Source organism: Methylogaea oryzae (assembly GCF_019669985.1).
Classification (GTDB): Bacteria; Pseudomonadota; Gammaproteobacteria; order Methylococcales; family Methylococcaceae; genus Methylogaea; species Methylogaea oryzae.
Genome location: NZ_AP019782.1, coordinates 3,988,289 through 4,009,306, shown reverse-complemented (window position 1 = coordinate 4,009,306; position 21,018 = coordinate 3,988,289). Strand labels below are relative to the sequence as shown.

General features: G+C 61.1%; 23 protein-coding genes. 13 read left to right on the top strand and 10 right to left on the bottom strand.

Features of this window, described 5'->3' with window-relative positions:
* Positions 1-30 precede the first annotated feature (30 nt).
* From K5607_RS17915 to K5607_RS17905, 3 genes are read right to left on the bottom strand one after another with little or no spacing between them, the layout of a single operon-like run.
* Positions 31-216, bottom strand: coding sequence for a hypothetical protein (locus tag K5607_RS17915; protein ID WP_054772961.1), 186 nt, complete (start codon positions 214-216; stop codon positions 31-33).
* Positions 217-218: 2 nt separating this feature from the next.
* Complete coding sequence (gene corA, locus K5607_RS17910) at positions 219-1,295, bottom strand: magnesium/cobalt transporter CorA (RefSeq protein WP_054772968.1); 1,077 nt, start codon at positions 1,293-1,295, stop codon at positions 219-221.
* Between the two features lie 17 nt (positions 1,296-1,312).
* Entirely contained in the window at positions 1,313-2,188 is an 876-nt protein-coding gene (locus K5607_RS17905; RefSeq protein ID WP_054772960.1) for a fructosamine kinase family protein, read from the bottom strand.
* 119 nt (positions 2,189-2,307) lie between these two features.
* On the opposite strand from K5607_RS17905, the gene K5607_RS17900 reads away from it, so the two are divergent.
* Complete coding sequence (locus K5607_RS17900) at positions 2,308-3,705, top strand: MBL fold metallo-hydrolase RNA specificity domain-containing protein (RefSeq protein WP_221047821.1); 1,398 nt, start codon at positions 2,308-2,310, stop codon at positions 3,703-3,705.
* A 12-nt stretch (positions 3,706-3,717) separates the two neighbouring features.
* On the opposite strand, the gene K5607_RS17895 is transcribed toward K5607_RS17900, so the two are convergent.
* Complete coding sequence (locus K5607_RS17895; RefSeq protein WP_221047820.1) at positions 3,718-4,404, bottom strand: TMEM165/GDT1 family protein; 687 nt, start codon at positions 4,402-4,404, stop codon at positions 3,718-3,720.
* Positions 4,405-4,478: 74 nt separating this feature from the next.
* Complete coding sequence (locus K5607_RS17890) at positions 4,479-5,426, bottom strand: ZIP family metal transporter (RefSeq protein ID WP_221047819.1); 948 nt, start codon at positions 5,424-5,426, stop codon at positions 4,479-4,481.
* Positions 5,427-5,557: 131 nt separating this feature from the next.
* Between K5607_RS17890 and K5607_RS17885 the strand changes: the two genes are divergently transcribed.
* On the top strand, positions 5,558-6,178 hold the full coding sequence (locus tag K5607_RS17885) for a MarC family protein (protein ID WP_221047818.1): 621 nt from the start codon (positions 5,558-5,560) through the stop codon (positions 6,176-6,178).
* Positions 6,179-6,239: 61 nt separating this feature from the next.
* On the opposite strand, the gene K5607_RS17880 is transcribed toward K5607_RS17885, so the two are convergent.
* The gene (locus K5607_RS17880) at positions 6,240-7,142 is read right to left on the bottom strand and encodes a Tim44 domain-containing protein (RefSeq protein ID WP_221047817.1); all 903 of its coding nucleotides are present in this window, start codon (positions 7,140-7,142) and stop codon (positions 6,240-6,242) included.
* Between the two features lie 251 nt (positions 7,143-7,393).
* Here K5607_RS17880 and motA point away from each other — a divergent pair, with 251 nt between their 5' ends.
* Both motA and motB read left to right on the top strand, forming a co-directional pair.
* On the top strand, positions 7,394-8,269 hold the full coding sequence (gene motA / locus K5607_RS17875) for a flagellar motor stator protein MotA (protein WP_221047816.1): 876 nt from the start codon (positions 7,394-7,396) through the stop codon (positions 8,267-8,269).
* Between the two features lie 14 nt (positions 8,270-8,283).
* The gene (gene motB, locus K5607_RS17870) at positions 8,284-9,165 is read left to right on the top strand and encodes a flagellar motor protein MotB (RefSeq protein WP_054774706.1); all 882 of its coding nucleotides are present in this window, start codon (positions 8,284-8,286) and stop codon (positions 9,163-9,165) included.
* 87 nt (positions 9,166-9,252) lie between these two features.
* On the opposite strand, the gene K5607_RS17865 is transcribed toward motB, so the two are convergent.
* The 4 genes from K5607_RS17865 to K5607_RS17850 form a co-directional block, all read right to left on the bottom strand.
* Positions 9,253-9,651 (bottom strand): glycine zipper family protein, encoded by a 399-nt coding sequence (locus K5607_RS17865; RefSeq protein WP_221047815.1) that lies wholly within the window; start codon positions 9,649-9,651, stop codon positions 9,253-9,255.
* A gap of 665 nt (positions 9,652-10,316) precedes the next feature.
* Entirely contained in the window at positions 10,317-12,272 is a 1,956-nt protein-coding gene (locus K5607_RS17860; RefSeq protein ID WP_221047814.1) for a transglutaminase TgpA family protein, read from the bottom strand.
* On the bottom strand, positions 12,269-13,195 hold the full coding sequence (locus tag K5607_RS17855; protein ID WP_221047813.1) for a DUF58 domain-containing protein: 927 nt from the start codon (positions 13,193-13,195) through the stop codon (positions 12,269-12,271). Before K5607_RS17855 ends, K5607_RS17860 begins: the two co-directional genes overlap by 4 nt.
* Positions 13,196-13,204: 9 nt before the next feature.
* Positions 13,205-14,119 carry an AAA family ATPase gene (locus tag K5607_RS17850; protein ID WP_221047812.1) on the bottom strand — a complete coding sequence of 305 codons (915 nt, stop codon included), beginning with the start codon at positions 14,117-14,119 and terminating at the stop codon, positions 13,205-13,207.
* Positions 14,120-14,222: 103 nt separating this feature from the next.
* Between K5607_RS17850 and mnmG the strand changes: the two genes are divergently transcribed.
* The 9 genes from mnmG to K5607_RS17805 are packed head-to-tail and all read left to right on the top strand — an operon-like array spanning position 14,223 to position 21,010.
* Positions 14,223-16,097, top strand: coding sequence for a tRNA uridine-5-carboxymethylaminomethyl(34) synthesis enzyme MnmG (gene mnmG / locus K5607_RS17845; protein WP_221047811.1), 1,875 nt, complete (start codon positions 14,223-14,225; stop codon positions 16,095-16,097).
* Between the two features lies 1 nt (position 16,098).
* Positions 16,099-16,725, top strand: a complete 627-nt coding sequence (rsmG, locus tag K5607_RS17840; protein ID WP_054772747.1) for a 16S rRNA (guanine(527)-N(7))-methyltransferase RsmG — start codon at positions 16,099-16,101, stop codon at positions 16,723-16,725.
* Positions 16,726-16,747: 22 nt separating this feature from the next.
* Complete coding sequence (locus K5607_RS17835; protein WP_054772746.1) at positions 16,748-17,545, top strand: ParA family protein; 798 nt, start codon at positions 16,748-16,750, stop codon at positions 17,543-17,545.
* A 47-nt stretch (positions 17,546-17,592) separates the two neighbouring features.
* Positions 17,593-18,450 (top strand): ParB/RepB/Spo0J family partition protein, encoded by an 858-nt coding sequence (locus K5607_RS17830; protein ID WP_054772745.1) that lies wholly within the window; start codon positions 17,593-17,595, stop codon positions 18,448-18,450.
* 54 nt (positions 18,451-18,504) lie between these two features.
* On the top strand, positions 18,505-18,885 hold the full coding sequence (locus tag K5607_RS17825) for an ATP synthase subunit I (RefSeq protein ID WP_082411335.1): 381 nt from the start codon (positions 18,505-18,507) through the stop codon (positions 18,883-18,885).
* A gap of 6 nt (positions 18,886-18,891) precedes the next feature.
* Positions 18,892-19,662 (top strand): F0F1 ATP synthase subunit A, encoded by a 771-nt coding sequence (atpB, locus tag K5607_RS17820; RefSeq protein WP_054772743.1) that lies wholly within the window; start codon positions 18,892-18,894, stop codon positions 19,660-19,662.
* Positions 19,663-19,704: 42 nt separating this feature from the next.
* Positions 19,705-19,953, top strand: a complete 249-nt coding sequence (atpE, locus tag K5607_RS17815; RefSeq protein WP_221047810.1) for a F0F1 ATP synthase subunit C — start codon at positions 19,705-19,707, stop codon at positions 19,951-19,953.
* Positions 19,954-19,995: 42 nt separating this feature from the next.
* A complete protein-coding gene (locus tag K5607_RS17810) occupies positions 19,996-20,469 on the top strand; it encodes a F0F1 ATP synthase subunit B (protein ID WP_221047809.1) in 474 nt (157 codons plus the stop codon).
* A gap of 4 nt (positions 20,470-20,473) precedes the next feature.
* Positions 20,474-21,010 (top strand): F0F1 ATP synthase subunit delta, encoded by a 537-nt coding sequence (locus K5607_RS17805; protein WP_054772742.1) that lies wholly within the window; start codon positions 20,474-20,476, stop codon positions 21,008-21,010.
* Positions 21,011-21,018 lie beyond the last annotated feature (8 nt).

Below are 21,018 nucleotides of genomic sequence, written 5' to 3'. Positions count from 1 at the left end.
GACCTCCTCCCACCGGCCAAAGCCCCGGCACTAACGCGCCTCCACTTTGCTGGCGCCGCAGCGGACGCAGCGGTAGACGGACATCAAGCGCCCCTGGCGCACCTCGAACGGTTTGTTTTTATCCACCTCCCATTTGTGGAAGCCGCTGGCGCATAGCCCACGGCCGGCGTGCTTTTCCGACGCCTTGGGCCGCTTGAAACGTATGACCTCCCCCACGGCTACAGCCAATCCTTGCGGCGGAAATATCCCACCATGCCGATCATGACCACCACCATCACCGTCACCACCGCCGGATAGCCGTATCGCCAACCCAGTTCCGGCATGTTCCAAGGACTGGCGCGGTCGAAATTCATGCCGTACAAGCCGGCGATAAAGGTCAGCGGCATGAACGTGGTGGCGATCACCGTGAGGATGCGCATGTTCTCGTTGAGCCGGTTGCTGACGCTGGAGAGATACACGTCCAACATGCTGGCGGCCATATCGCGGTAAGCTTCCAGCAGCTCCATGATGTGGATGGTGTGGTCGTAGCAGTCGCGCAGATAAAGCTTGATGCCCGGCTGGATGAGGCGATCCTCTTCCCGCAGCAATACGTTCAATACTTCCCGGTGCGGCCACAACATGCGCCGCAGCAACAGCAATTCGCGCTTCAAACGGTGAATGTCGTTGAGTGTGCCCTGGCCGGGGTTTTCCAACAATTCGTCCTCCAGGTCCTCAATGCGCTCGCCCAGGATTTCCAGCAAGGGGAAACCTTCGTCGATCACCACGTCGATGAGGGCGTAGTACAAATAGTCCGCCGTGCGCTGGTTGAAACCGCCGTTGCTCGCACCGCGCAGGCGCCGTCGAATGGGCTCGAATGGGTCGCCCTCGCCCTGGTGGAAACTGATGACCAGCCGCTCCAGCAAAAACAGGCTGACCTGCTCCATGGACAACTCGCCATCGCGCCAAACCGGCCGGCCCATGATGACGAAAAACTGCCCGTCGTACACCTCGGCCTTGGGACGCTGGCCGCTGTTGAGCACGTCCTCCAGCGCCAAACCGTGCAAGCCGAACGCCTCGCCCAAAGCATGCAGCAATTCGGGTTCGGGGGTGCCCTGCACGTGTATCCAACTGGCCTTGCTGTCGGACGTATGGCTGATGCAATCGGCCAAGCTGGCGTCCGGCAGCTCGGTGATGCGGTCCTCGTCGTAGTCCAGCAGCGAAATACGCAACGGCCGCTGTTCGGACGTCCGCGTCACCGCGGTCAGCGTGCCGGGGGTGGTGCCGGGCGGATGATAGCGCTTGGTGAACAATCCCATTTTCAACGGTCCTTGCCTCAGCCGATTTCCGCCAACAAGCGTTCAGCCATGCTCGCCGCCTGCTGGCCGTAGCCGCCGCCGAACAAATTGAGGTGGTTGAGTATGTGGTAAAGGTTGTAAAGGGTCTTGCGCACGGCATACCCCGCATCCAGCGGCCACGCATCCCGATAGGCGGCGTAGAAAGCCGGGCCGAAGCCGCCGAACAATTCCGTCATGGCCAAGTCCGCCTCACGGTCGCCGTAATAACAAGCGGGATCGAAAATCACCGGCCGGCCGTCGGCGTCCGCCGCGTAATTGCCGCCCCATAAATCGCCGTGCAACAGGGAAGGCTGCGGGCGATAACCGCCGAACAAGGCCGGCAAACCGGCGATTAAACGCTCGCCCAGTTGCTGCAAACGACCGCCGTGGCCCTGCTCGGCCGCCAAGCGCAACTGGAATCCCAGCCGCTTATCCGCCCAAAATTCGATCCAATCCTCGCCGGCGGCGTTGGGCTGCGGCGTGGAGCCGATGGTGTTGTCGCGTCCCCAGCCGAAATAAGGCCGGCGGACGCGGTGCAGTTCCGCCAACTGTTCGCCCAGCTTGCGGTCCGCCGCGCCGCCGCCGGAACGCAACTCCAGATATTCCAGCACCAGGAACGCACTGCCGCCGGCCACGCCGTGGCAAACCGCCGTCGGAACCTTAACGGCGCCGCTAGCGGCCAGTTCGGCCAAGCCCTCGGCTTCGGCGGCGAACATATCGGCCAAAGCCCCGTCGTTGAGCTTGACGAAATAATCGCGCTCCTCGCCCCGCAAACGCCAAGCCTGGTTGATGCAACCGCCGCCGGCCGATTGCCGGCCCCTGGCTTTAAAGCGAGGATCGCTGCCGCGTATGGCTTGCTCGATGTCGTTCCACATGATGATCGTTAAGGTTGCGTTATCGCCATTGTATGCTCAAAGCTTCAGCAGAAACGGCGGCCAGCGGCCGACTAGAATTAAACTGTCGCAGCATCATTATCCACACCGAGGGCATGATCATGGCCACACTGACATTCTGGGGCGCGGCGCAACAGGTTACCGGCTCCTGCCATTTGCTGGAAACCAGCCACGGCCGGCTGTTGCTGGATTGCGGCATGTTCCAAGGGGAGCCGGCCACCGAACAGCTCAATCACCGGTCTTTTCCTTTCGACCCCCGCGCCATCGACGCGGTGGTGTTGTCCCATGCTCACCTGGATCACTCGGGCTTGCTGCCCAAGCTGGCAGCGGAGGGCTTCAGCGGACCCGTCTACCTTACCGGCCCCAGCTACGACCTGGTGGAACTGATGTTGAAGGACGCGGCCTTTCTGGAAATGAAGGACACCGTCTGGGAGAACAAGCGCCTGGAACGGGCCGGCAAGCCGCTGGTGGAACCCCTCTATACCCTGGAAGACGTGGAGCGGCTGCTGGGCCAGCGGCAGGCGCTGGATTACGAGCAACCGACCGAAGTGCTGCCCGGCGTCACGCTGCGTTTCCGCCAGGCCGGCCACATTCTCGGCGCCGCCTTTGTCGAACTCACTGTCAACGAAGGCAAACATCCGCGCACCCTGGTGTTTTCCGGCGACCTGGGCAATCGATTTTCCCCCCTCATGCAAGACCCGCAAGCGCCGCCCCACGCGGACATGCTGCTGCTGGAGTCCACCTACGGCGACCGCGATCATCGCTCGCTGAACGATACCCTGGAGGAGTTCCGCTCCATCCTGGCGGCCGCCCACGCCAAAGGCGGCAACGTGCTGATCCCGTCTTTCGCCGTGGGCCGCGCCCAAGACTTGATCTACTGGCTGGGCAAGTTCCACCGGGAAGGCGCGCTGCCGCAGCACAACGTGTTCCTCGACAGCCCCATGGCCATCACCGCCACGGCCATCTACCTGCGCCACCGCAAGCACTTCAACCACGACGACGCCGAATTCGACCGCGCCATCGCCCAGGGCTGGCGGGCGTGGCTGCCGCAGCTGACCTATTCGGAAACCACCGAGGACTCCATGGCCCTCAACCGGGTGGACGGCGGCGCCATCATCATCGCCGGCAGCGGCATGTGCACCGGCGGACGCATCCGCCACCACCTCAAGTACAACCTTTGGAAAAAAGACACCCACGTGGTCATCGCCGGATTCCAGCCCAACGGCACCCTGGGCCGCAAGTTGGTGGACGGTGCCAAGCGGGTCACCATCCTTGGCTCGGAAATCGCCGTGAAAGCCCATATCCACACCCTGGGCGGATTTTCCGCCCATGCCGGCCAAACCCAATTGTTGCAATGGGCCAAGGCTTTCCCCGGCGCGAAGCCGGCGCTGCATCTGGTGCACGGCGAACCGGAAGCCATGCAAACGCTACAACAGCGTTTTGCCGAAACCGATTGGCAGGCGAACATCGCCGCGCCGGGACAGACGGTCAAGCTGTGAGCGCCGGCGGCGTCAAGCGGAAAGCCCCGCCAACGCCTGCCGTAACCATCCTCCCACCACGCCGGCCCAATCGGCCGGCGCGGCGCGGTAAGCAGCCGCCAAAGCCAACAACAAAAATACCGTACCGCTGATGCGGTGCAGCAAAGTCAGGGGCAACCGCTGCAATACCGAGCTGCCGGCCCACACCCCGAGGGCGGAAGTAAAAGCCAAAGCCAAAGTCGCCCCCAGCCAAACCGGCGCGGGCGGTGCGGTGCTGCTGAAGCCGGCCACCGCCAGTTGCGTCTTGTCGCCGAATTCCGCCACCACGATGAGCAGGAAGGTGGTGGCGAACAAGCTGTGGCCGCTCCGCTCCGCCTTCACGCCCTCGTCCTCTTCCTCGTCGTCGCCGATCAGCAGCGCATGGATGCCGAACACGCCGAACAATACCGCCACGGCGCAAGCCACCCACTGTTGCGGCACCCAGGCCGCCACCACCGCACCGAACACCACCGCCGCCAAATTGAGCAGCGCAAACGCCGCAATGGCCCCCAGCAGCACCGGCCAGGGCCGGTAACGGGCCGCCAGGGTCATGCAAACCAACTGGCTTTTGTCGCCGATTTCGGCGGCGGCGATCAGCAGGAAAGCTGTGCCGGTGGTGGTGGACCACTGCAGCAAATCGCCGCCGGACAGCCAGGAAGACGGAAGGAAGGATAAATCCATGGAAAAAATCGGGATCGGTTAGTCCCCCTCACCTTGAAGGGAAAAGCGGGCGAGGGGAACCGGTGGATGGCAGTTCAGCGAATGGCGTTGTCCAGCATCATCATGATGATGAACCCGCCCATGATGGCGAAAGTCGCGGCGCGGGTGTCCTTGCGGGTGTGGATCTCCGGGATGATTTCGTCGCAGATGACGAACAGCATGGCGCCGGCGGCGAATCCCATGCCGAAGGGCAGCAGCGGCTTAAACACCGTCACGGCGGCCACGCCCAGCAAGCCGCCGATGGGCTCTACCAAGCCGGTCAGGGTCGCCACCCACACCGCTTTGCGCCGGTCGTAGCCCAACCCCGCCAAAGGCAGAGCCACCGCCAGCCCTTCCGGAATATTCTGCAAACCGATGGCGATCGCCAGGATGGCGCCGTTGCGCCAGTCTTCCGCGCCAAAGCTCACGCCGACCGCCAACCCTTCCGGAAAATTGTGGATGGTGATGGCGATGACGAACAGCCAGATCTTGCGCAGGGAACGGCTGCGTTCCGGCGGCACCATGACACCGACGTGGTCGTGGGGCAACCACTGGTCGGCATAGTGCAAAAACAAAATGCCGATCATCATGCCGAACGCCATGGCGTAAATGCCCTTGCCCGGCCACAGCAGATTGCCGTAGTCGATACCCGGCACCACCAGGGAAAACGCCGTGGCCGCCAACATCACGCCGGCCGCGCCGCCCAGCATGATGCTGAGCAATTTGTCGGAAATTTCCTTGAAGAACAGCGTCGGCAGAGCGCCCAAGCCGGTGGCAGAGCCCGCCAGCAAGCTGGCGATCAAGCCCAGCAGCACCATGCGGTTGTACGCATACATCAAGCCGAAAACAAACAACACCGCCGTCGTCGCCGCCGCGATAGCCACCACCTTTTGCCGATCCTCCGGCAGGCTGCGGAAAGCCTTGTATGCGGGGTGCCGATGCAATGCGGATTGCGAATGCTTAATCAGGCGATGGGCTTTATCGTAAAGCTCGGGCAGTGACATGGCCGATCCTTATAAACGTTGAGGAAATATCCAAGGAGCTTAGCACCACAACTCCCGTGGCGGAATATCGGGACACGCGAACCATAACGCCCTGGTCTATGATGTGCGCCATCCCCTTCGCGAAGGACGCCATGGAACTCCTGCACGACGCCGCCAAGCTGTTGCTGCCCTTGGTCATCATCATGGATCCCCTGGGCAACCTGACGTTTTTCCTGCTGTTCACCCAGGATCAGGACGACCCCACCCGCCGCCGCACCGCCCTCATCGCCGCGGCCGGCGCCGGCGCGATCCTGCTGTTGTTCAGCTTCAGCGGCGAAGCGCTGCTGCAATTCTTCGCCATCGGCCTACCCGCCTTCCAGCTGTCCGGCGGCCTCATCCTGTTGATTCACGCCCTGCAAATGCTGCATCTGATTCCCCAGGGCATCAAAACCACCAGCGAAGAGCAGGAAGAAGGCATCGCCAAGGAAAACGTCGGCTTGGTGCCCCTGGCAACGCCCCTGCTGGCCGGCCCTGGCGCCGTCACCGCCGTGCTGGTATGGCGCCAACAGGCGGCGGAATTCCACGATTTGGTATTACTGAACGGCGCGATCATAGCGGCCTGTATCCTGACCTATTTAGTTTTCGCCTCGGCCCGCCGCCTGCGCGAACTGTTGGGCGTCGGCGGCATCCGCGTCGCCACCCGCTTGATGGGATTGTTGCTGGCGGTAATCGCCGTGCAGTTCATGGTGAATGGGGTACAGGCGCTGCGCTAGCCGCTGCAATGAAAAAGGCCAGCCCGAAGGCTGGCCTTTCGTCCGCGCAGTCGAACCAGGCTCAATCGTCCAACTGCTGGATGCCGTCCAGAAACCAAGTGGGCTGGCGGCTGGCCTTGGAGCGGATGAAGTGCCACACCTCGCGCACCTGCTTGGGCCTTTCGTCGTCGCTTTCGCGCATCAGCACGTCGAACAACACGGAAGCTTCCCGGTCGTTATCCCGCTCGCGCACTTCCAGCAACTCGGCTTCCAGTTTCAACAACTCCGTGCGGTTTTCTCCTTGCCGGGCACGGTATTGATCCTGGATTTCGGCAAACACCCTATCGGTAGCCAAACCGCGGATTTCAGCCAAATCGCCCTGGTCCCAGGAAGTTTGCAAATGGCGATAAGCGGATTTGGCGCCTTCCAAAAATCCCGCCGCATCGAAATCGGCCGGAACGGACGGCTTGGCGCTGGCGGCGCTGTAAACCGACGCTTCGGCGGGCCCCTTGCGGGACAAAATATCCGTATCGAAACCGGCCGGGCCGCCGCCCTCGTCGACTTGGCGCTGATAGCCGGCCACCGGCTGCGGCTGACCGCGGCGCGCGGCGAGCAATTTGAAAGCCAGGAACGCCAGGCCGCCGAACAGCAGGATATCCAGCGGGTTGATGCCGTGGAACCCGCCGCCGAACAGCATCGCCCCCAACAGTCCGCCCATGGCAAGTCCGCCGAGCATGCCCATCAGGCCGCTGCGCTTGCCCGCCGCTTGAGCGGGATTAGGCGCCGGCGCGGCCGTAGGCGCCGTATGCTGCGGCGCGGGGCTAGCGGCCGGCGCTTCGGCGGGACGCTTGTACGGCATGTTGTAAGAAGGTTTGCTGCCGAACGACTTACCGCCGCCGAAGCGCGCGGCTTCCGCGGTTCCGGTCAACGCCAGTATCGAAGACACGGTCAAGGCGATGATAAAAAACTTTAATTTGTTGCTCATAGGACTTCGCTCAATAATGACAATAGGCAACGAAAGGCCACTCTACACCAATGCGCAGCCGAATGTCACCGCAGGCCACCCCCTGTCGTATCGGCCCAGACTGCCTTCCCAACACCGTCCCGATTGCGCCTTGACAAGCCGTGGAGCGTCCAGCAGAGTTGTTTAACATAGGCCATGGCATTCCGACCGTCGCGGCAAACGAGGCGTAATTATTCGCCGTTCACCGGTCGGCACAAATCCGCTAGTCAAGCATGAACACAATCGTTGGCGTCATCGTACTCTTCGGCAGCATCATCGGCGGTTTTATCGGCGAAGGCGGCAACCTGCTCGCGGTCGTCCAGCCCTACGAAGTATTGATCATCGGCGGAGCTGCCGGCGGCGCTTTCATCGTCACGAACCCGTTTTACATCATTAAACAGGTGATGGGTAAGTTGGGGGTGTTGATCAAAGGTTCCAAGTACAAGAAACAACTTTACATGGACAGCCTGGCCATGCTGTTCGAGTTGCTGAACAAAGCCCGCATGCAAGGCCTGCTGGCCCTGGAGTCGGACATCGAAGACCCGGCCAACAGCCCTATTTTCACTAAATACCCCCAGCTGACCTCCGACCACCATATTCTGGATTTCATTTCGGACTATTTGCGCTTGATGGTGTCCGGCACCATGAACCCCATCGAAATCGAGAGCTTGATGGACGTGGAACTGGAAACCCACCACCACGAATCGGCGCTTCCTTCGGAAGCCTTGGGCAAGGTGGCCGACGGCCTGCCCGCCTTCGGCATCGTGGCGGCCGTGCTGGGCATCGTGATCACGATGGGCTCCCTCGGCGGCGACACCGCATCCATCGGCCACCACGTCGCGGCCGCCTTGGTGGGAACTTTCATGGGCATTTTGCTGGCTTACGGCGTTTTTGCCCCAATGGCCGGCGCGCTAGGGCACGAGGCGCGGGAAGAAGGCCAGTATTTCATCTGCCTGAAAACCACGATCCTGGCTTCGCTGCAGGGCTACGCACCGCAAATCGCCATCGAGTTCGGCCGCAAAACCATTTACGCTTCGGAACGGCCCGGATTCCTCGAGTTGGAGGAATACGTGAAAAACGCCAAAGCCTCTTCCTCCGCTTCATCCTGACATAAAGGCAGCCCGTGGAAGGCCAACCGATAGTCGTAAAACGCGTCAAAAAAGTCGTCCACGGCGCCCATGGAGGATCCTGGAAAGTCGCCTTCGCCGACTTCGTCACCGCGCTGATGGCCTTTTTCATGGTGATGTGGCTGACCAGCTCCACCACGCCGGAACAAAAGGCGGCCATCTCCAAATATTTCAACGATCCTTACGGCGTCGGCTCCAACACCGCCGCCGGCGAAGGCGCCGGCGGCGCGAGCACCAATATGATTCCCGCCAGCGGCCAATTGGGCACCGCGAGCAGCGTCATCCAACTGGAAGCCGCCAAAGAAAACCCCGACGACACCGAGACGCCCAACGAAACCATGGCGAAGGCGATCGAGCAACAGCGGCTGGAGGAATTGAAAAGCGAGCTGCAAAACGAAATTCGCGCCAGCCAAGCCTTAGCGCCGTTCAAGGATCAATTGCTCATCGACATTACGCCGGAAGGGTTGCGCATACAAATCGTCGATAAAGAAAACCGCCCCATGTTCGCGATGGGCAGTTCCACGCTGGAGTCGTACACCCGCGCCATACTTCGTGAGCTGGCCGGCACCATCGCCAAAGTACCCAACCGCATCAGCATCAGCGGCCATACCGACTCGACGCCTTTCCTTTCCAATGCGGGCTACAGCAACTGGGAACTGTCGTCCGATCGGGCCAACGCGGCGCGGCGGGAATTATTGAGCGGCGGCTTGCCGGAAAACAAAGTCGCCCGCGTCGTCGGCGTGTCTTCCTCCATTCCTTACGACAAAACCAACTCGCTCAATCCCATCAACCGGCGCATCAACATCATCGTCATGACCAAGGAAGCGGAAGAAGCCGCCTTGAAAAGCGAAGAAGCCACCGCGCCAAAGCGCCAATAACAACGGCTACCGAAAATACGCTGAAAAACAAAGGGGGAAGCGGTTAGCCGCTTCCCCCTTCGTCGTTTAAGGCGATTCGCCCCGCGCTTAGTCGATCACGTTGTGGCCGCGCTTGCGCATGCAAGTTCTGTAGGCGTTCTTGTAATCCTCGTCGGAACTAACGCCTTTGTAGGCGCCGCCGCCGATACCGCCCGCCGCCGCACCCAAAGCTGCGCCGGTGCCCGGGCTGCCCACGACAGCCCCCATGGCCGCACCGGCGGCGGCGCCGACCAAACCGCCCACCGCCGCACCGGTGGCCGTGCTTTTCACGCCGCCGCCAGACGCTTGTTTGGCCAACGCCTTGCAGTCCTGCATATCACCGGTGAGATGTTGCGCATTGGGATCGTTATACGTATCCACCGTCGGCGTATACCCGCCATATTCGGCGCAACCGGTCACACCCAACGCGGCTACAGCCACGATCACCGTAGAACACTTTCTTAACATGGTTGCTTACCTCTTAGCTCTAGGACAAAAAACGGTCGTTCTTAAGCATTGCCAAAAACGACACACAATGCAAGCCGTCTGGAGCCTGTTGAAAACAGGTCGTCAACGGCGTGTATAAACGCTTGGACAAAACATTGGACGGTTCCATGAACACTTCGTCCACAGTCCTCCACAGACTTGTGCACAACTTTGCGACAGCGTCACAAGCCTTGTCTCATCTAGCCTCCAACGGTCTGTGCACAGAATGGGGCTTCCTTAATCAATATAAAATTTCTTTGAAAGTATTTACATTGATTAAGCGCTCATTTTTCGCAAGGTCTTTCCCTCGACCGCCGATTCCACTCGTTTAGTCGAAAAATAAGCTTGAAATTTTTCCGGGATTTTTTTCCAGCGCCCGATGGTAGAAATTCCGTCGCCAGCAATGCCTCTCATGCGGAACCGAAAAATGGTCGGAAATCCTGTTGAGAAAACGCCGTTTTACCTGTGTATCGACCGCCTGAAATCGCTTGCCGGTGTTTTCCGCACAAAGAATCCACACCCTTCCACAACTTTATGCACAGCTTTGCACGCCAGCTGCAGGAAGCGTGGTTCTAAGAACCGAAGGCGATCATACACAGGAGGCGCTTTGCCTTATAAATATAAAAATTCTCTAAAACCATTTAAATTTATTTAAGCCGCCGGACCTTGATCCTCAGCGCTTCCAGCAAGCCGGATCCGCTTTCCCCGCCATACCGCAAGCGCAGATAAATGTCAGTAATTTCATGTGCTTGGCTAGCAAGCCGCGGCAAGTGTCGCGCTATCCTGGCGGCGTAGGCTTGCGGGCCTTCGCTGGAACGACGGGGCAGCCCCAGGCGATCCAGCTTTTTGCAAAAGCGTTGATAACTGCGCAGAGCGGGATCCCGTGTTTGCAGGCGCTCGCTTCGCCATAAGCTCCAAGCGAAAGGGGCGGAAACGCCCAATAGCGCCAGAGACAGCCAGCCGAGCGTCTTCGGCCAATGGCCGCCGTTCAGCCATTGCAGCGCTTTTTCGCGGGCGTTGTGGTCGTAGCCCAGCACCCAGCGATGCCAGCCGTGATCCACATTGGCCCAAAGGGTTTTGGCCGGAAGCACCCATGGCGCCAGGGAGAAGCCGTTGGAATCCGATTCCACGCCGCGTCCGCCATCGACCGAGACGACTTCCGCGACCACCGGTCTTTCCACCCTTTCCGGCGCCACGGCGGCGGTGGGATCCACTCGCACCCAACCGCTACCGTTCAACCAGACTTCGGCCCAGGCGTGAGCATCGCTTTGCCTGACTTCGAGGAACTCCCCCACATCGTTCCACAACCCGCCTTGATAACCGGTAACCACGCGGGCCGGTATGCCGGCTAGGCGCATCAGTACCGCGAATGACGTGGCGTAGTGTTCGCAAAAGCCGCGCCGCGTTTCCAGCAGGAAGCGCTCCACCGGCCGCTCGGTCAACAGCGGAGGATGTAAGGTGTAATGGAAGTCGTTGTCGTGAAAATACGCCAAGGCTTGTCGAACCACCTGGGCGTCGTCGCGGCCTTCGCGCCACTGGGCGACCAGACGATGCAGCGCTTCCGAGCTTTCCTTGGGCAATTGCAGTCCCAGGCGTTTTTCGGCGGCACTCAATTCCGGGTAGCGAAAGTCCGTATAGGAACGCAAGCGCAGCAAGCGCCGGTCGTTGACGGGATTTTTGGCGAGCAGCACGAAGTCGCCGCTCAAATGGCCATCGGCAGGGAATTGCTGCGGCAGATCCAAGGCCAGCAGCCAGTTGCGGCCATGGGGTTCCAGCACCACGGAATAATCCACAGCCGTTCCGGAATAGGCTGCCGCCGCATTGGACAGCGGCGGAAGTTCGCGCATTTCCCAGCGACGCCCGTCGGTCCACCAAAATACCGGGCCGCGCCAGTACAGGCGGTTTTGCGGCGGCGGAGCGCCGTTGAAATTGACTCGGAAAGCCACCGCGTCGGATAGCCCCAGCTGGTTGATGCTGCCCGGTTCCAGTCGATCGCTCAATCCGCTGGTGGCGGTTTTGTCCTGGGGCAGGTTCCACAACGGCCCCGGCAAGCGCGGCGCCAGCACGAACAGCAGCGCGGCCAGTGGCAGAGCCTGCGCCGCCAACGCGGCGCTTTGGCGCAACCGTAGCGGCAACGGCACGGCGGCTTTGCCGCAATGCATGCCGATCAATACGGCCGTCAGCATAACGACCACGGCCACCAAGTAGGCGGCCATGGGAATGGCTTGGCTGAACAGGAACTGGGTCAGGGCCAATAAATAAGCCGCTGCGACAACCACGTACCAATCCCGGCGATCATGCATTTCGAGCAATTTGAGCCCGACGCCGGCCAACAACAACGCGGAACCGGCGCTTTTGCCGAAGATACCGCCGGACTGTTGCCAAACCATCGCTGCGGCGGCCAGGGCCGCGCTTATCAGCAGTTTTTTGCCCGGCAGCAGCGCCGGCCGGTCAATGGCCAGGTAGCGATAGGCCAGCATGAGGTAAAACAGCGCCACCGGCCCGTAGGCCAAATTGGCGGCGTGGGGTAGCCCGGCTAAAGCCAGCGCCGCAATGAGCTCCCGCATTTGGGACGCCGGCGGGATGCGCTTGGGCTCGTTCATCGTTGGAATAGCGCCAGAGCTTCCAGGCAGGCGGCTTGGTGGGCGAGGCCGCGATCCGGCGATATTTCCCGGTTTGGCAGGCGCAAGCCGTAAACCTGGCCGCTATGTTCCGCGTCCAGCACCCAGCGGCATAGACGGCTGAGCTTGGCCTCCACGCCGTCGTCCGTCGCCGCATTCCAATCCAGCCAAAGTTGTTTCTGTCCGCCGTGGCGGTAAACGCGCGTCAGCATGCCGCGACCTTGGGCGTAGCTTTTCCAATGCACGCGTTTCGGAGCATCGCCCGCTTGATAGGCGCGAAAGCCGCTGAAATCGTCCCCACCGTCGTTGCTGCCGGGATCGTCCCCGCCCGATGCAAACGGCAGTGGCTCGGCGGTGGAAGCGGGCGCGGGATATACCAAGCCGTTCCAGTCGAAGGCGAGGCGGCTCCAAACGCGGAACAGTCCCAACGGATAACGGCTTTCCACCACCACAGCGCCTGGATTGCACCGCCCCCTTTGCCGGGGGCGCAGGGTCAGCACCACGGCGTCATCGCCTGCCGGCAACGACAGTTCTTGGCTTACGCCTTCTTTAAAGCCGATTTGCAACGCGAAGCGGGGGCGTTGTCGGGAATCGCCGAGCAGCAGGGTGAACGGCAGTTCTTCTCCTAGAAACGCCGCGCCGGCTTTGCCGGGCTTAAGAACCAGGCCCGCCAGATTGCGCTGGCCATGGACCGCCGAGATCAGCGCCATGGCGGCCAGCAGAAAAGCCAGCAGGAAACTGAGGTTGTTGTTGTAGTTGGTGGCGACTAGCAGGAATAGCAGGATCAGGCCGGCGAAGCTCCAGCCCCAACGGTTGGGAAAGACGTAGATATTGCGCTGGCCCAGCGTCAGCGGCGCGGAAGACGGCTTGCGGCGGCGGGCGAATGGATACCGTGGCAACCGCACCGGAACCGCCTAGGGGATGGCGACGTTTTCCAGCAGCGGAGCCACCCTGTCCGCCGCCGAGCCGCCGTAACCCTTGCTGCGGCGCAGGCGGTGGCCGGCGACGGCTGGCAACAAGGTTTGCAAGTCCTCCGGCAGCACCATGTCGCGTTTCTCCAAAAACGCCCAGGCGCGCGCCGCCGCCAGCAGCGCCAAGCCGGCGCGCGGCGAAAGTCCGTATTCGTACTCGCCGCTGTGGCGGGTGTAGCTTATCAGCGCCTGCAGATAGTCCAGCAGCGCGTCGGATACGTGGATCGCGGCGGCGGCCTCTTGCAAGCCGGTCAGTTGTTCCGGCCCCATGCAAGGCGGCGTGTGCCGCAACAAACTGCGGCGATCTTCGCCTTTCAACAGGGCGCGCTCGGCGCTTTGGTCGGGAAACCCGAGGCCGATGCACATGAGGAAGCGATCCAGCTGGGATTCCGGTAAGGGGAACGTGCCGATCTGCGACAGCGGATTTTGCGTGGCGATAACGAAAAACGGCGTGGGCAAGGGATAAGTGCAGCGCTCCACCGTCACTTGCTTTTCCTCCATGGCCTCCAGCAGGGCGCTTTGCGACTTGGGCGTGGCGCGGTTGATTTCGTCCGCCAGCAGCACTTGGCTGAACACCGCGCCGGGGTGGAAAGTGAAGGTCTGCTTGGCCGCGTCGAAGACGGTGCTGCCGAGAATGTCGGCCGGCAACAGGTCGCTGGTGAATTGCACCCTTTGGTATTGCAGCCCGAGCAAATGGGCCAGGCTGTGGGCCAGGGTGGTCTTGCCGACGCCGGGCACGTCCTCGATGAGCAAATGGCCGCGGGCCAGCAGGCAACACATGGCCAGCTTGATCTGGGCCGGCTTGCCCAGCACGATACGGCCGGCAGCGGAGAAGAAGGAATCGAGCAGGCTGTGCATGGCGTCGTGAGTCGATAAGGGCGACTATGGTAGAGTAATACTAGCGAATTCGCGGGCATCCGACCCGGATCCACCCCTCTCTTCCCGGAACACCAAGCCGTATATGCAGTACCCCACCCCATACGATGTCATCGTGGTCGGCGGCGGCCACGCCGGCGCCGAAGCGGCGCTGGCCGCCGCGCGCAGCGGCGCTAAGACCCTGCTGCTGACGCAGAACATCGAAACCCTGGGCCAGATGAGCTGCAACCCGGCCATCGGCGGCATTGGCAAGGGACACCTGGTCAAGGAAATAGACGCCCTCGGCGGCCTCATGGCCCGCGCCATCGACCAGGCCGGCATCCAATTCCGCATTCTCAACGCCAGCAAAGGTCCGGCGGTGCGCGCCACCCGCGCCCAGGCCGACCGCACCCTGTACAAGAAAGCGGTGCGTCACGCCCTGGAAAACCATCCCAACCTCACCCTGTTCCAGCAATCGGTGCGCGACCTGTTGGTGGAAAACCAGCGCGCCGTCGGCGTGGTGACCGATATGGGGCTGAGTTTCCGCGCGCGCGGCGTGGTGCTGACGGTGGGCACTTTCCTGGGCGGCCGCATCCACGTCGGCCTGGAAAACTACGAAGGCGGCCGGGCCGGCGACCCGCCCGCCAATCGCCTGTCCAGCCGCTTGCGGGAACTGGCCTTGCGCGTCGGACGCCTGAAAACCGGTACGCCGCCCCGCATCGACGGCCGCAGCATCGACTTTTCCGTGATGCAGGAGCAAGAAGGCGACAACCCGACCCCGGTGTTTTCCTTCCTCGGCTCGGCCGACGAACATCCGCGCCAAGTGTGCTGCTACATCACCCGCACCAACGAGCGCACCCACGACATTATCCGCGGCGGCCTAGATAGGTCTCCCATGTATTCCGGCGTCATCGAAGGGGTGGGGCCGCGCTATTGCCCGTCCATCGAGGACAAGGTGGTGCGCTTTGCCGAGCGCGATTCCCACCAGATTTTCGTCGAGCCGGAGGGGCTGGATACCCACGAGTTCTATCCCAACGGCATTTCCACCAGCCTGCCCTTCGACGTACAGATCGAACTGGTGCGATCCGTCCGCGGCTTCGAAAACGCCCATATCGTCCGGCCCGGCTACGCCATCGAATACGATTTTTTCGACCCGCGCGACTTGCGGGCTTCCCTGGAGCACAAGCACATGGAAGGCCTGTTCCTGGCCGGCCAGATCAACGGCACCACCGGCTACGAGGAAGCCGCCGCCCAGGGGCTGCTGGCCGGTCTCAATGCGGCGCGACTGGCTAAAGACCTGGAGCCCTGGTCGCCCCACCGCGACGAAGCCTATCTGGGGGTGATGGTGGACGACCTTATCACCAGCGGAACCCAGGAACCCTACCGCATGTTCACCAGCCGCGCCGAATATCGGTTGCTGCTGCGCGAGGACAACGCCGACCTGCGATTGACGGAAAAAGGCCGCGAACTGGGCTTGGTGGACGATGCCCGCTGGGCGGCTTTCAGTCGCAAGCGCGACGCCATCGAGAGTTTGGGCAAAGAGCTGGGCGCCAGCTGGATGCAGCCCAACAGCGAGCAGGCCGCCCAGTTGAATCAGCAATTGACCACCCCCTTGCAGCGGGAGGCCACTTTGCTGGATCTGCTGCGCCGGCCGGAAGTGAGCATAAGCCAGCTGGCGCCGTTCGCGCCGGCCCTGGCCGGGGAAAGCGACGACAAGGTTCTGGAGCAGGTGGAAATCCAGGCTAAATACGCCGGCTACATCGAACGCCAGCGCACCGAGATCGACCGCTCGCGCCGCTACGAGGACATTCGCCTGCCCGAAGCGGCCGAGTACGCCAACGTACTGGGGCTTTCCAACGAAGTGCGGGAAAAATTGCGCAATCAATGCCCGGAGACCCTGGGCCAGGCGGCGCGCATCCCCGGCGTTACCCCGGCGGCCATATCGTTGCTGCTGGTGCATTTAAAAAAGAAAAGCGCCTGACATGGCATCGACGGAGTTGAAGCAGCCGCTGGAGCAGGGATTGGCGGAACTGGGCATCGCCTTAAGCGCCGACCAAGTGGAACGCCTGCTGGCCTACGGCGCTTTGCTGGTCAAATGGAACAAGACCTACAACCTTACCGCCAAGGACCGCCCGGAAGACATCCTGCGGCTGCACCTGCTGGACAGCCTGGCCGTTTTGCCCTATCTGGAGGGGACGGACATCGCCGACATCGGCACCGGCGGCGGCACTCCGGGACTGCCTTTGGCCATCGCGGCGCCGGAGCGGCGTTTCGTGCTGTTGGACAGCAGCGCCAAAAAAATCCGCTTCGTGCGCCAGGCCCTGTTGGAGCTGGGCTTGCATAACGGCGCGGCGGTTGCCAGCCGGGTAGAGGATTTCAGTTTTGCCGGGGGATTCGATACCATAATTTCCCGAGCATTCGCTTCCACCCCCGATTTCATCGCCAAAACCCGCCACCTGGCGAAGCCCGGCGGCCAATGGCTAGCCATGAAAGGCCGTTCGCCCGAGGACGAACTGAAGGGGTTGCCGTGCTCTTGGCGCATGGAACCCTTGCACGTGCCGGGCTTGGCGGCGGAACGCTGCGTGGTTTGCATCAAAAACAGCGGCTAATCGTAGGACAGCAGCGAAAATCATGGGAAAAATCATCGCGGTCACCAATCAAAAGGGTGGCGTCGGCAAGACCACCACCAGCGTCAACCTGGCGGCGTCCCTGGCCGCCACCAAGCGCCGCGTGCTGCTGATCGATCTGGATCCGCAAGGCAACGCCACCATGGGTTGCGGCGTGGACAAAAGCAAGCTGGAGCAATCCTCCTGCAATTTGCTGCTGGGGGAAAGCGAACCGCAGGGCGTCATCCAAACCCTGCCGGATTTGGGATTCGATCTGGTGCCGGGCAACGCCGATTTGACCGCGGCGGAAGTGGAGCTGATGCAGGCCATCCAGCGTGAAAAGCGCCTGGCCGTCGCTTTGGCATCCTGCCGGGACAATTACGACTACCTGCTGATCGACTGTCCGCCGTCGTTGAACATGCTCACCTTGAACGCCATGGCGGCCGCCGATACGGTGTTGATTCCCATGCAGTGCGAGTATTACGCGCTGGAAGGGCTATCCGCGCTGATGGACACCCTCAAGAAAATCCGCAAATGGGTGAACCCGGAACTGTCCCTGGAAGGCCTGTTGCGCACCATGTACGATCCCCGCAGTCGTTTGGCGCGGGAGGTTTCGGAGCAGTTGTTGGCGCATTTTCCGGACAAAGTGTTTCGTACGGTGATTCCCCGCAACATCCGTCTGGCCGAAGCGCCCAGCCATGGCTTGCCGGTACTGCAGTACGACCGCACCTCCAGCGGCGCCTTGGCCTATTTGGCGCTGGCCTCGGAACTGGCGCGGCGCAACCCCAGCCCCGGCAAGGCCGCTGCGCCGCGGGACAACTAAGGCTTTTGCAAGCCGAGATCGATCAACTTCGTCACTAAAGGTATCGCGTGAAAACACGTCTTGGTCGCGGACTGGACGCCTTGTTGGGCGGATTGGAAGAAAACGAGGAAGGCGCGGTAGCCGCCGCCGCCGATAGTTTCCATACCCTGGCCATCGAACAACTGCAGCCCGGTCGTTTCCAGCCGCGCAAGGACATGGATCCGGTTCGCTTGCAGGAATTGGCCGATTCCATCAAGGCCCAAGGCGTGGTGCAGCCGGTGGTGGTGCGCCCGGTCGACGGCGGACGCTACGAAATCATTGCCGGCGAACGCCGTTGGCGCGCCGCGCAACTGGCCGGCATGCACGACGTGCCGGTGGTGGTGCGAAAAATCAACGACCAGGCCGCCTTGGCCATGGCGCTTATCGAAAACATCCAGCGGGAAGACCTTAATCCGCTGGAAGAGGCCGAGGCATTGCAGCGCCTTATCGCCGAATTCGGCCTCACCCACCAGCAAACCGCCGAAGCGGTAGGAAAATCCCGTACCGCTGTGACCAATTTGCTGCGCCTCAACGAACTGCAACCGCGCTTGAAAAGCCTGCTGGGCACCGGCGCCATCGATATGGGGCATGCGCGCGCTTTGTTGGGTTTGCACGGGGAACTGCAAGTGACGGCCGCCGAGCAGGTAGTGGCCCGTGAGCTGACCGTGCGAGCCACGGAAGAATTGGTTCGGAAATTGCAAAAGGAGGATCGCGAGGTGCGTAAGAAGCCCGCCGCTGACCCCGATGTGAGGCACCTGCAGAATCGCTTGTCGGAAACGTTGGGCGCCCCGGTGAGCATCCAGCACGGCCAGGGCGGCAAGGGGAAACTGGTGATTTCCTACCAAAGTCTCGACGCGTTGGAAGGAATAATTGCCCGTTTGGGTTAAATAAAATTGATCCTATATCGGTGCGTCTGTTAACATTTTTGGGGATAGGGGCCTATGCGTGCGTCACCGTTGTTCCCAGCCATAAGGCAATTACTGCGCGGACAAGCGCTGGTTGTCGCGGCGGCGGTGTGGATAGCTTACTTAGCCGGCGGTGAGCAAGCCGCGCGATCTTCGCTGTTGGGCGGACTGGCGGCGTTTCTGCCCAATGCCTACTTCGCAACACGGGTCGGCAAGAGCCAAAACAAAAAAACAGCACGCGAAATAGTCCACAGCTTTTACGTCGGCGAAACCGTAAAGCTGGTCAGCACAGCCCTGCTGTTCAGCCTGGTGCTGCAACTGCCCAATGTCGTTTTTGCGCCATTGATAGCGACATTTGTCGCGGTACTGACGGTATTTTGGTTCGCCCTGCTTTTAAACGACAACCCAACAAAGTGATCGGCCATGGCTACTGAAGCGCACGGTTCAACCGCCTACATCGTCCACCACCTCACGCCCTTGTCCAGCGGCGAAGGGTTTTGGACGCTGCATTTCGACACCCTGTTTTTCTCCCTGTTCCTCGGCTTGGTGTTTCTCATGGCGTTCCGCATGGCCGCCATCAAAGCCACCACGGGTGTGCCCGGCGGTCTGCAGAATTTCGCCGAAATGCTGGTGGAGTTCGTCGACACCCAGGTGAAGGACAGTTTTCACGGCCGCAATCCCCTGATCGCGCCGCTGGCCCTGAGCATTTTCTGCTGGATCTGGCTCATGAACTTCATGGACCTGCTGCCGGTGGACCTGCTGCCCTCCTTGGGCAAGTGGATGGGGCTGAGCTATTTGCGCGTGGTGCCCAGCACCGACCTGAACGCCACTTTCGGCATGTCGCTTTCGGTTTTCGCCTTGATCATCTTTTATAACCTGAAAGTCAAAGGCGTGTTCCATTTCGGCAAGGAACTGCTGTTCCACCCGTTCGACCACATCGCCCTGGTGCCGTTCAACATCCTGCTCAACGTGGTGGAATACATCGCCAAGCCTGTTTCGCTGGCGCTGCGACTCTTCGGCAACATGTACGCCGGCGAGCTGATCTTTATCCTCATCGCCCTGCTGCCCTGCTACATCCAGCCGGTGCTCAGCTTCCCGTGGGCCGTGTTCCATATTCTGATCATCACGCTGCAAGCGTTTATCTTCATGGTGCTGACCATCGTGTACCTGAGCATGGCACACGAAGAGCACTGATTAAGTTTCGTTAACTCAACCCTAAAAACTCTGGAGGCAATCATGGAAATCGTATACGGCTTGACCGCTGTGGCAGTAGGTTTGATTCTGGGCATGGGTGCCCTGGGTACCGCTATCGGCTTCGGCTTGTTGGGCGGCAAGTTCCTGGAAGGCGCCGCACGTCAGCCGGAAATGGTTCCGATGCTGCAGGTGAAAATGTTCATCGTGGCAGGTCTGTTGGACGCCGTGACGATGATCGGCGTGGGTCTGGCTTTGTTCTTCACTTTCGCCAACCCGTTCGTTCCGCAATAAATCGCGCTTGAACGCAAAACTTTATAAAGTGAGGATGGCGCCGTGAGTATCAATGCTACCTTGATCGGGCAGATGATCACATTCGCCCTTCTGGTGTGGTTCACCATGAAGTACGTGTGGCCGCCCCTGATGCAAGCCATGGAAGAGCGGCAGAAACGCATCGCCGAAGGTTTGGCTGCGGCCGACAAAGGCAAGGAGGAGATGGAGCTTGCCGAAAAGCGGGCGAAAAAGCTGCTGAAGGAAGCCAAGGACCAGGCGGCGGAAATCGTTACCATGGCGCAGAAACGCGCCAACGAAGTGGTCGACGAATCCAAACAGGCCGCGCGAGCCGAAGGCGAGCGCTTGGTGGCTGTCGCTAAGTCGGAAATCGACCAGCAGGTGCAGCAGGCGAAGGAATCCCTGAAGAAGCAGGTTGCGACGCTGGCCGTTGCGGCTGCCGAGCAAATTCTTACCGCCGAGGTGGACGAAGCCAAGCACAAGGCCGTTCTCACCCAGATCAGCAAGCAATTAGGATAGCCCCATGAGCGAGTTGGCTACCCTGGCACGTCCATACGCGGCGGCAGTATTCAAGCGGGCCAAGGAAACCGGCGCCATCGACCAGTGGTCGGAAACGCTAGGATTCCTGGCCCAGTTGATGGCCGCCGAAGGCGTCAAAAACGCGGCGGGCAATCCCAAGCTGGGGCGGCGCGGCTTCGCGGACCTGCTTATCGAATCCTGTCAACAAGGGCTGAGCGAAGAGGGTAAAAACCTCGTTCGTCTGCTGGCCGATAACGGCAAGCTGGTCTTGACCGGCCAAATCGCCGCGCTGTACGAGCAATACCGGGCCGAAGAGCAAGGTTTCCTCGACGCCCGCGTAGCAAGCGCCTTTGACCTGGACGATGCCGAGAAAAAGCAATTGGCCAAGTCCTTGCAAAAAGCATTGGGCAAAAAGGTGCGACTGGACGTGACCGTGGATCGCTCGTTGATCGGCGGCGTCGTCGTGCGCGCCGGAGACAAGGTCATAGACGGTTCCATCAAAGGACAACTTCAGCGACTGGCTAAGCGACTAGACAGTTAAGTGAGATT

Excerpts from the sequence above, each read along its gene's own strand:
- mnmG (WP_221047811.1), top strand. The coding sequence starts at position 14,223 with ATGCAGTACCCCACCCCATACGATGTCATCGTGGTCGGCGGCGGCCAC.
- K5607_RS17885 (WP_221047818.1), top strand. The coding sequence starts at position 5,558 with ATGGAACTCCTGCACGACGCCGCCAAGCTGTTGCTGCCCTTGGTCATC.
- motA (WP_221047816.1), top strand. The coding sequence starts at position 7,394 with ATGAACACAATCGTTGGCGTCATCGTACTCTTCGGCAGCATCATCGGC.
- K5607_RS17825 (WP_082411335.1), top strand. The coding sequence starts at position 18,505 with ATGCGTGCGTCACCGTTGTTCCCAGCCATAAGGCAATTACTGCGCGGA.
- K5607_RS17895 (WP_221047820.1), bottom strand. The coding sequence starts at position 4,404 with ATGGATTTATCCTTCCTTCCGTCTTCCTGGCTGTCCGGCGGCGATTTG.
- rsmG (WP_054772747.1), top strand. The coding sequence starts at position 16,099 with ATGGCATCGACGGAGTTGAAGCAGCCGCTGGAGCAGGGATTGGCGGAA.
- K5607_RS17900 (WP_221047821.1), top strand. The coding sequence starts at position 2,308 with ATGGCCACACTGACATTCTGGGGCGCGGCGCAACAGGTTACCGGCTCC.
- K5607_RS17880 (WP_221047817.1), bottom strand. The coding sequence starts at position 7,142 with ATGAGCAACAAATTAAAGTTTTTTATCATCGCCTTGACCGTGTCTTCG.
- atpE (WP_221047810.1), top strand. The coding sequence starts at position 19,705 with ATGGAAATCGTATACGGCTTGACCGCTGTGGCAGTAGGTTTGATTCTG.
- K5607_RS17860 (WP_221047814.1), bottom strand. The coding sequence starts at position 12,272 with ATGAACGAGCCCAAGCGCATCCCGCCGGCGTCCCAAATGCGGGAGCTC.
- corA (WP_054772968.1), bottom strand. The coding sequence starts at position 1,295 with ATGGGATTGTTCACCAAGCGCTATCATCCGCCCGGCACCACCCCCGGC.
- K5607_RS17905 (WP_054772960.1), bottom strand. The coding sequence starts at position 2,188 with ATGTGGAACGACATCGAGCAAGCCATACGCGGCAGCGATCCTCGCTTT.
- K5607_RS17890 (WP_221047819.1), bottom strand. The coding sequence starts at position 5,426 with ATGTCACTGCCCGAGCTTTACGATAAAGCCCATCGCCTGATTAAGCAT.
- atpB (WP_054772743.1), top strand. The coding sequence starts at position 18,892 with ATGGCTACTGAAGCGCACGGTTCAACCGCCTACATCGTCCACCACCTC.
- K5607_RS17865 (WP_221047815.1), bottom strand. The coding sequence starts at position 9,651 with ATGTTAAGAAAGTGTTCTACGGTGATCGTGGCTGTAGCCGCGTTGGGT.
- K5607_RS17850 (WP_221047812.1), bottom strand. The coding sequence starts at position 14,119 with ATGCACAGCCTGCTCGATTCCTTCTTCTCCGCTGCCGGCCGTATCGTG.
- K5607_RS17835 (WP_054772746.1), top strand. The coding sequence starts at position 16,748 with ATGGGAAAAATCATCGCGGTCACCAATCAAAAGGGTGGCGTCGGCAAG.
- K5607_RS17805 (WP_054772742.1), top strand. The coding sequence starts at position 20,474 with ATGAGCGAGTTGGCTACCCTGGCACGTCCATACGCGGCGGCAGTATTC.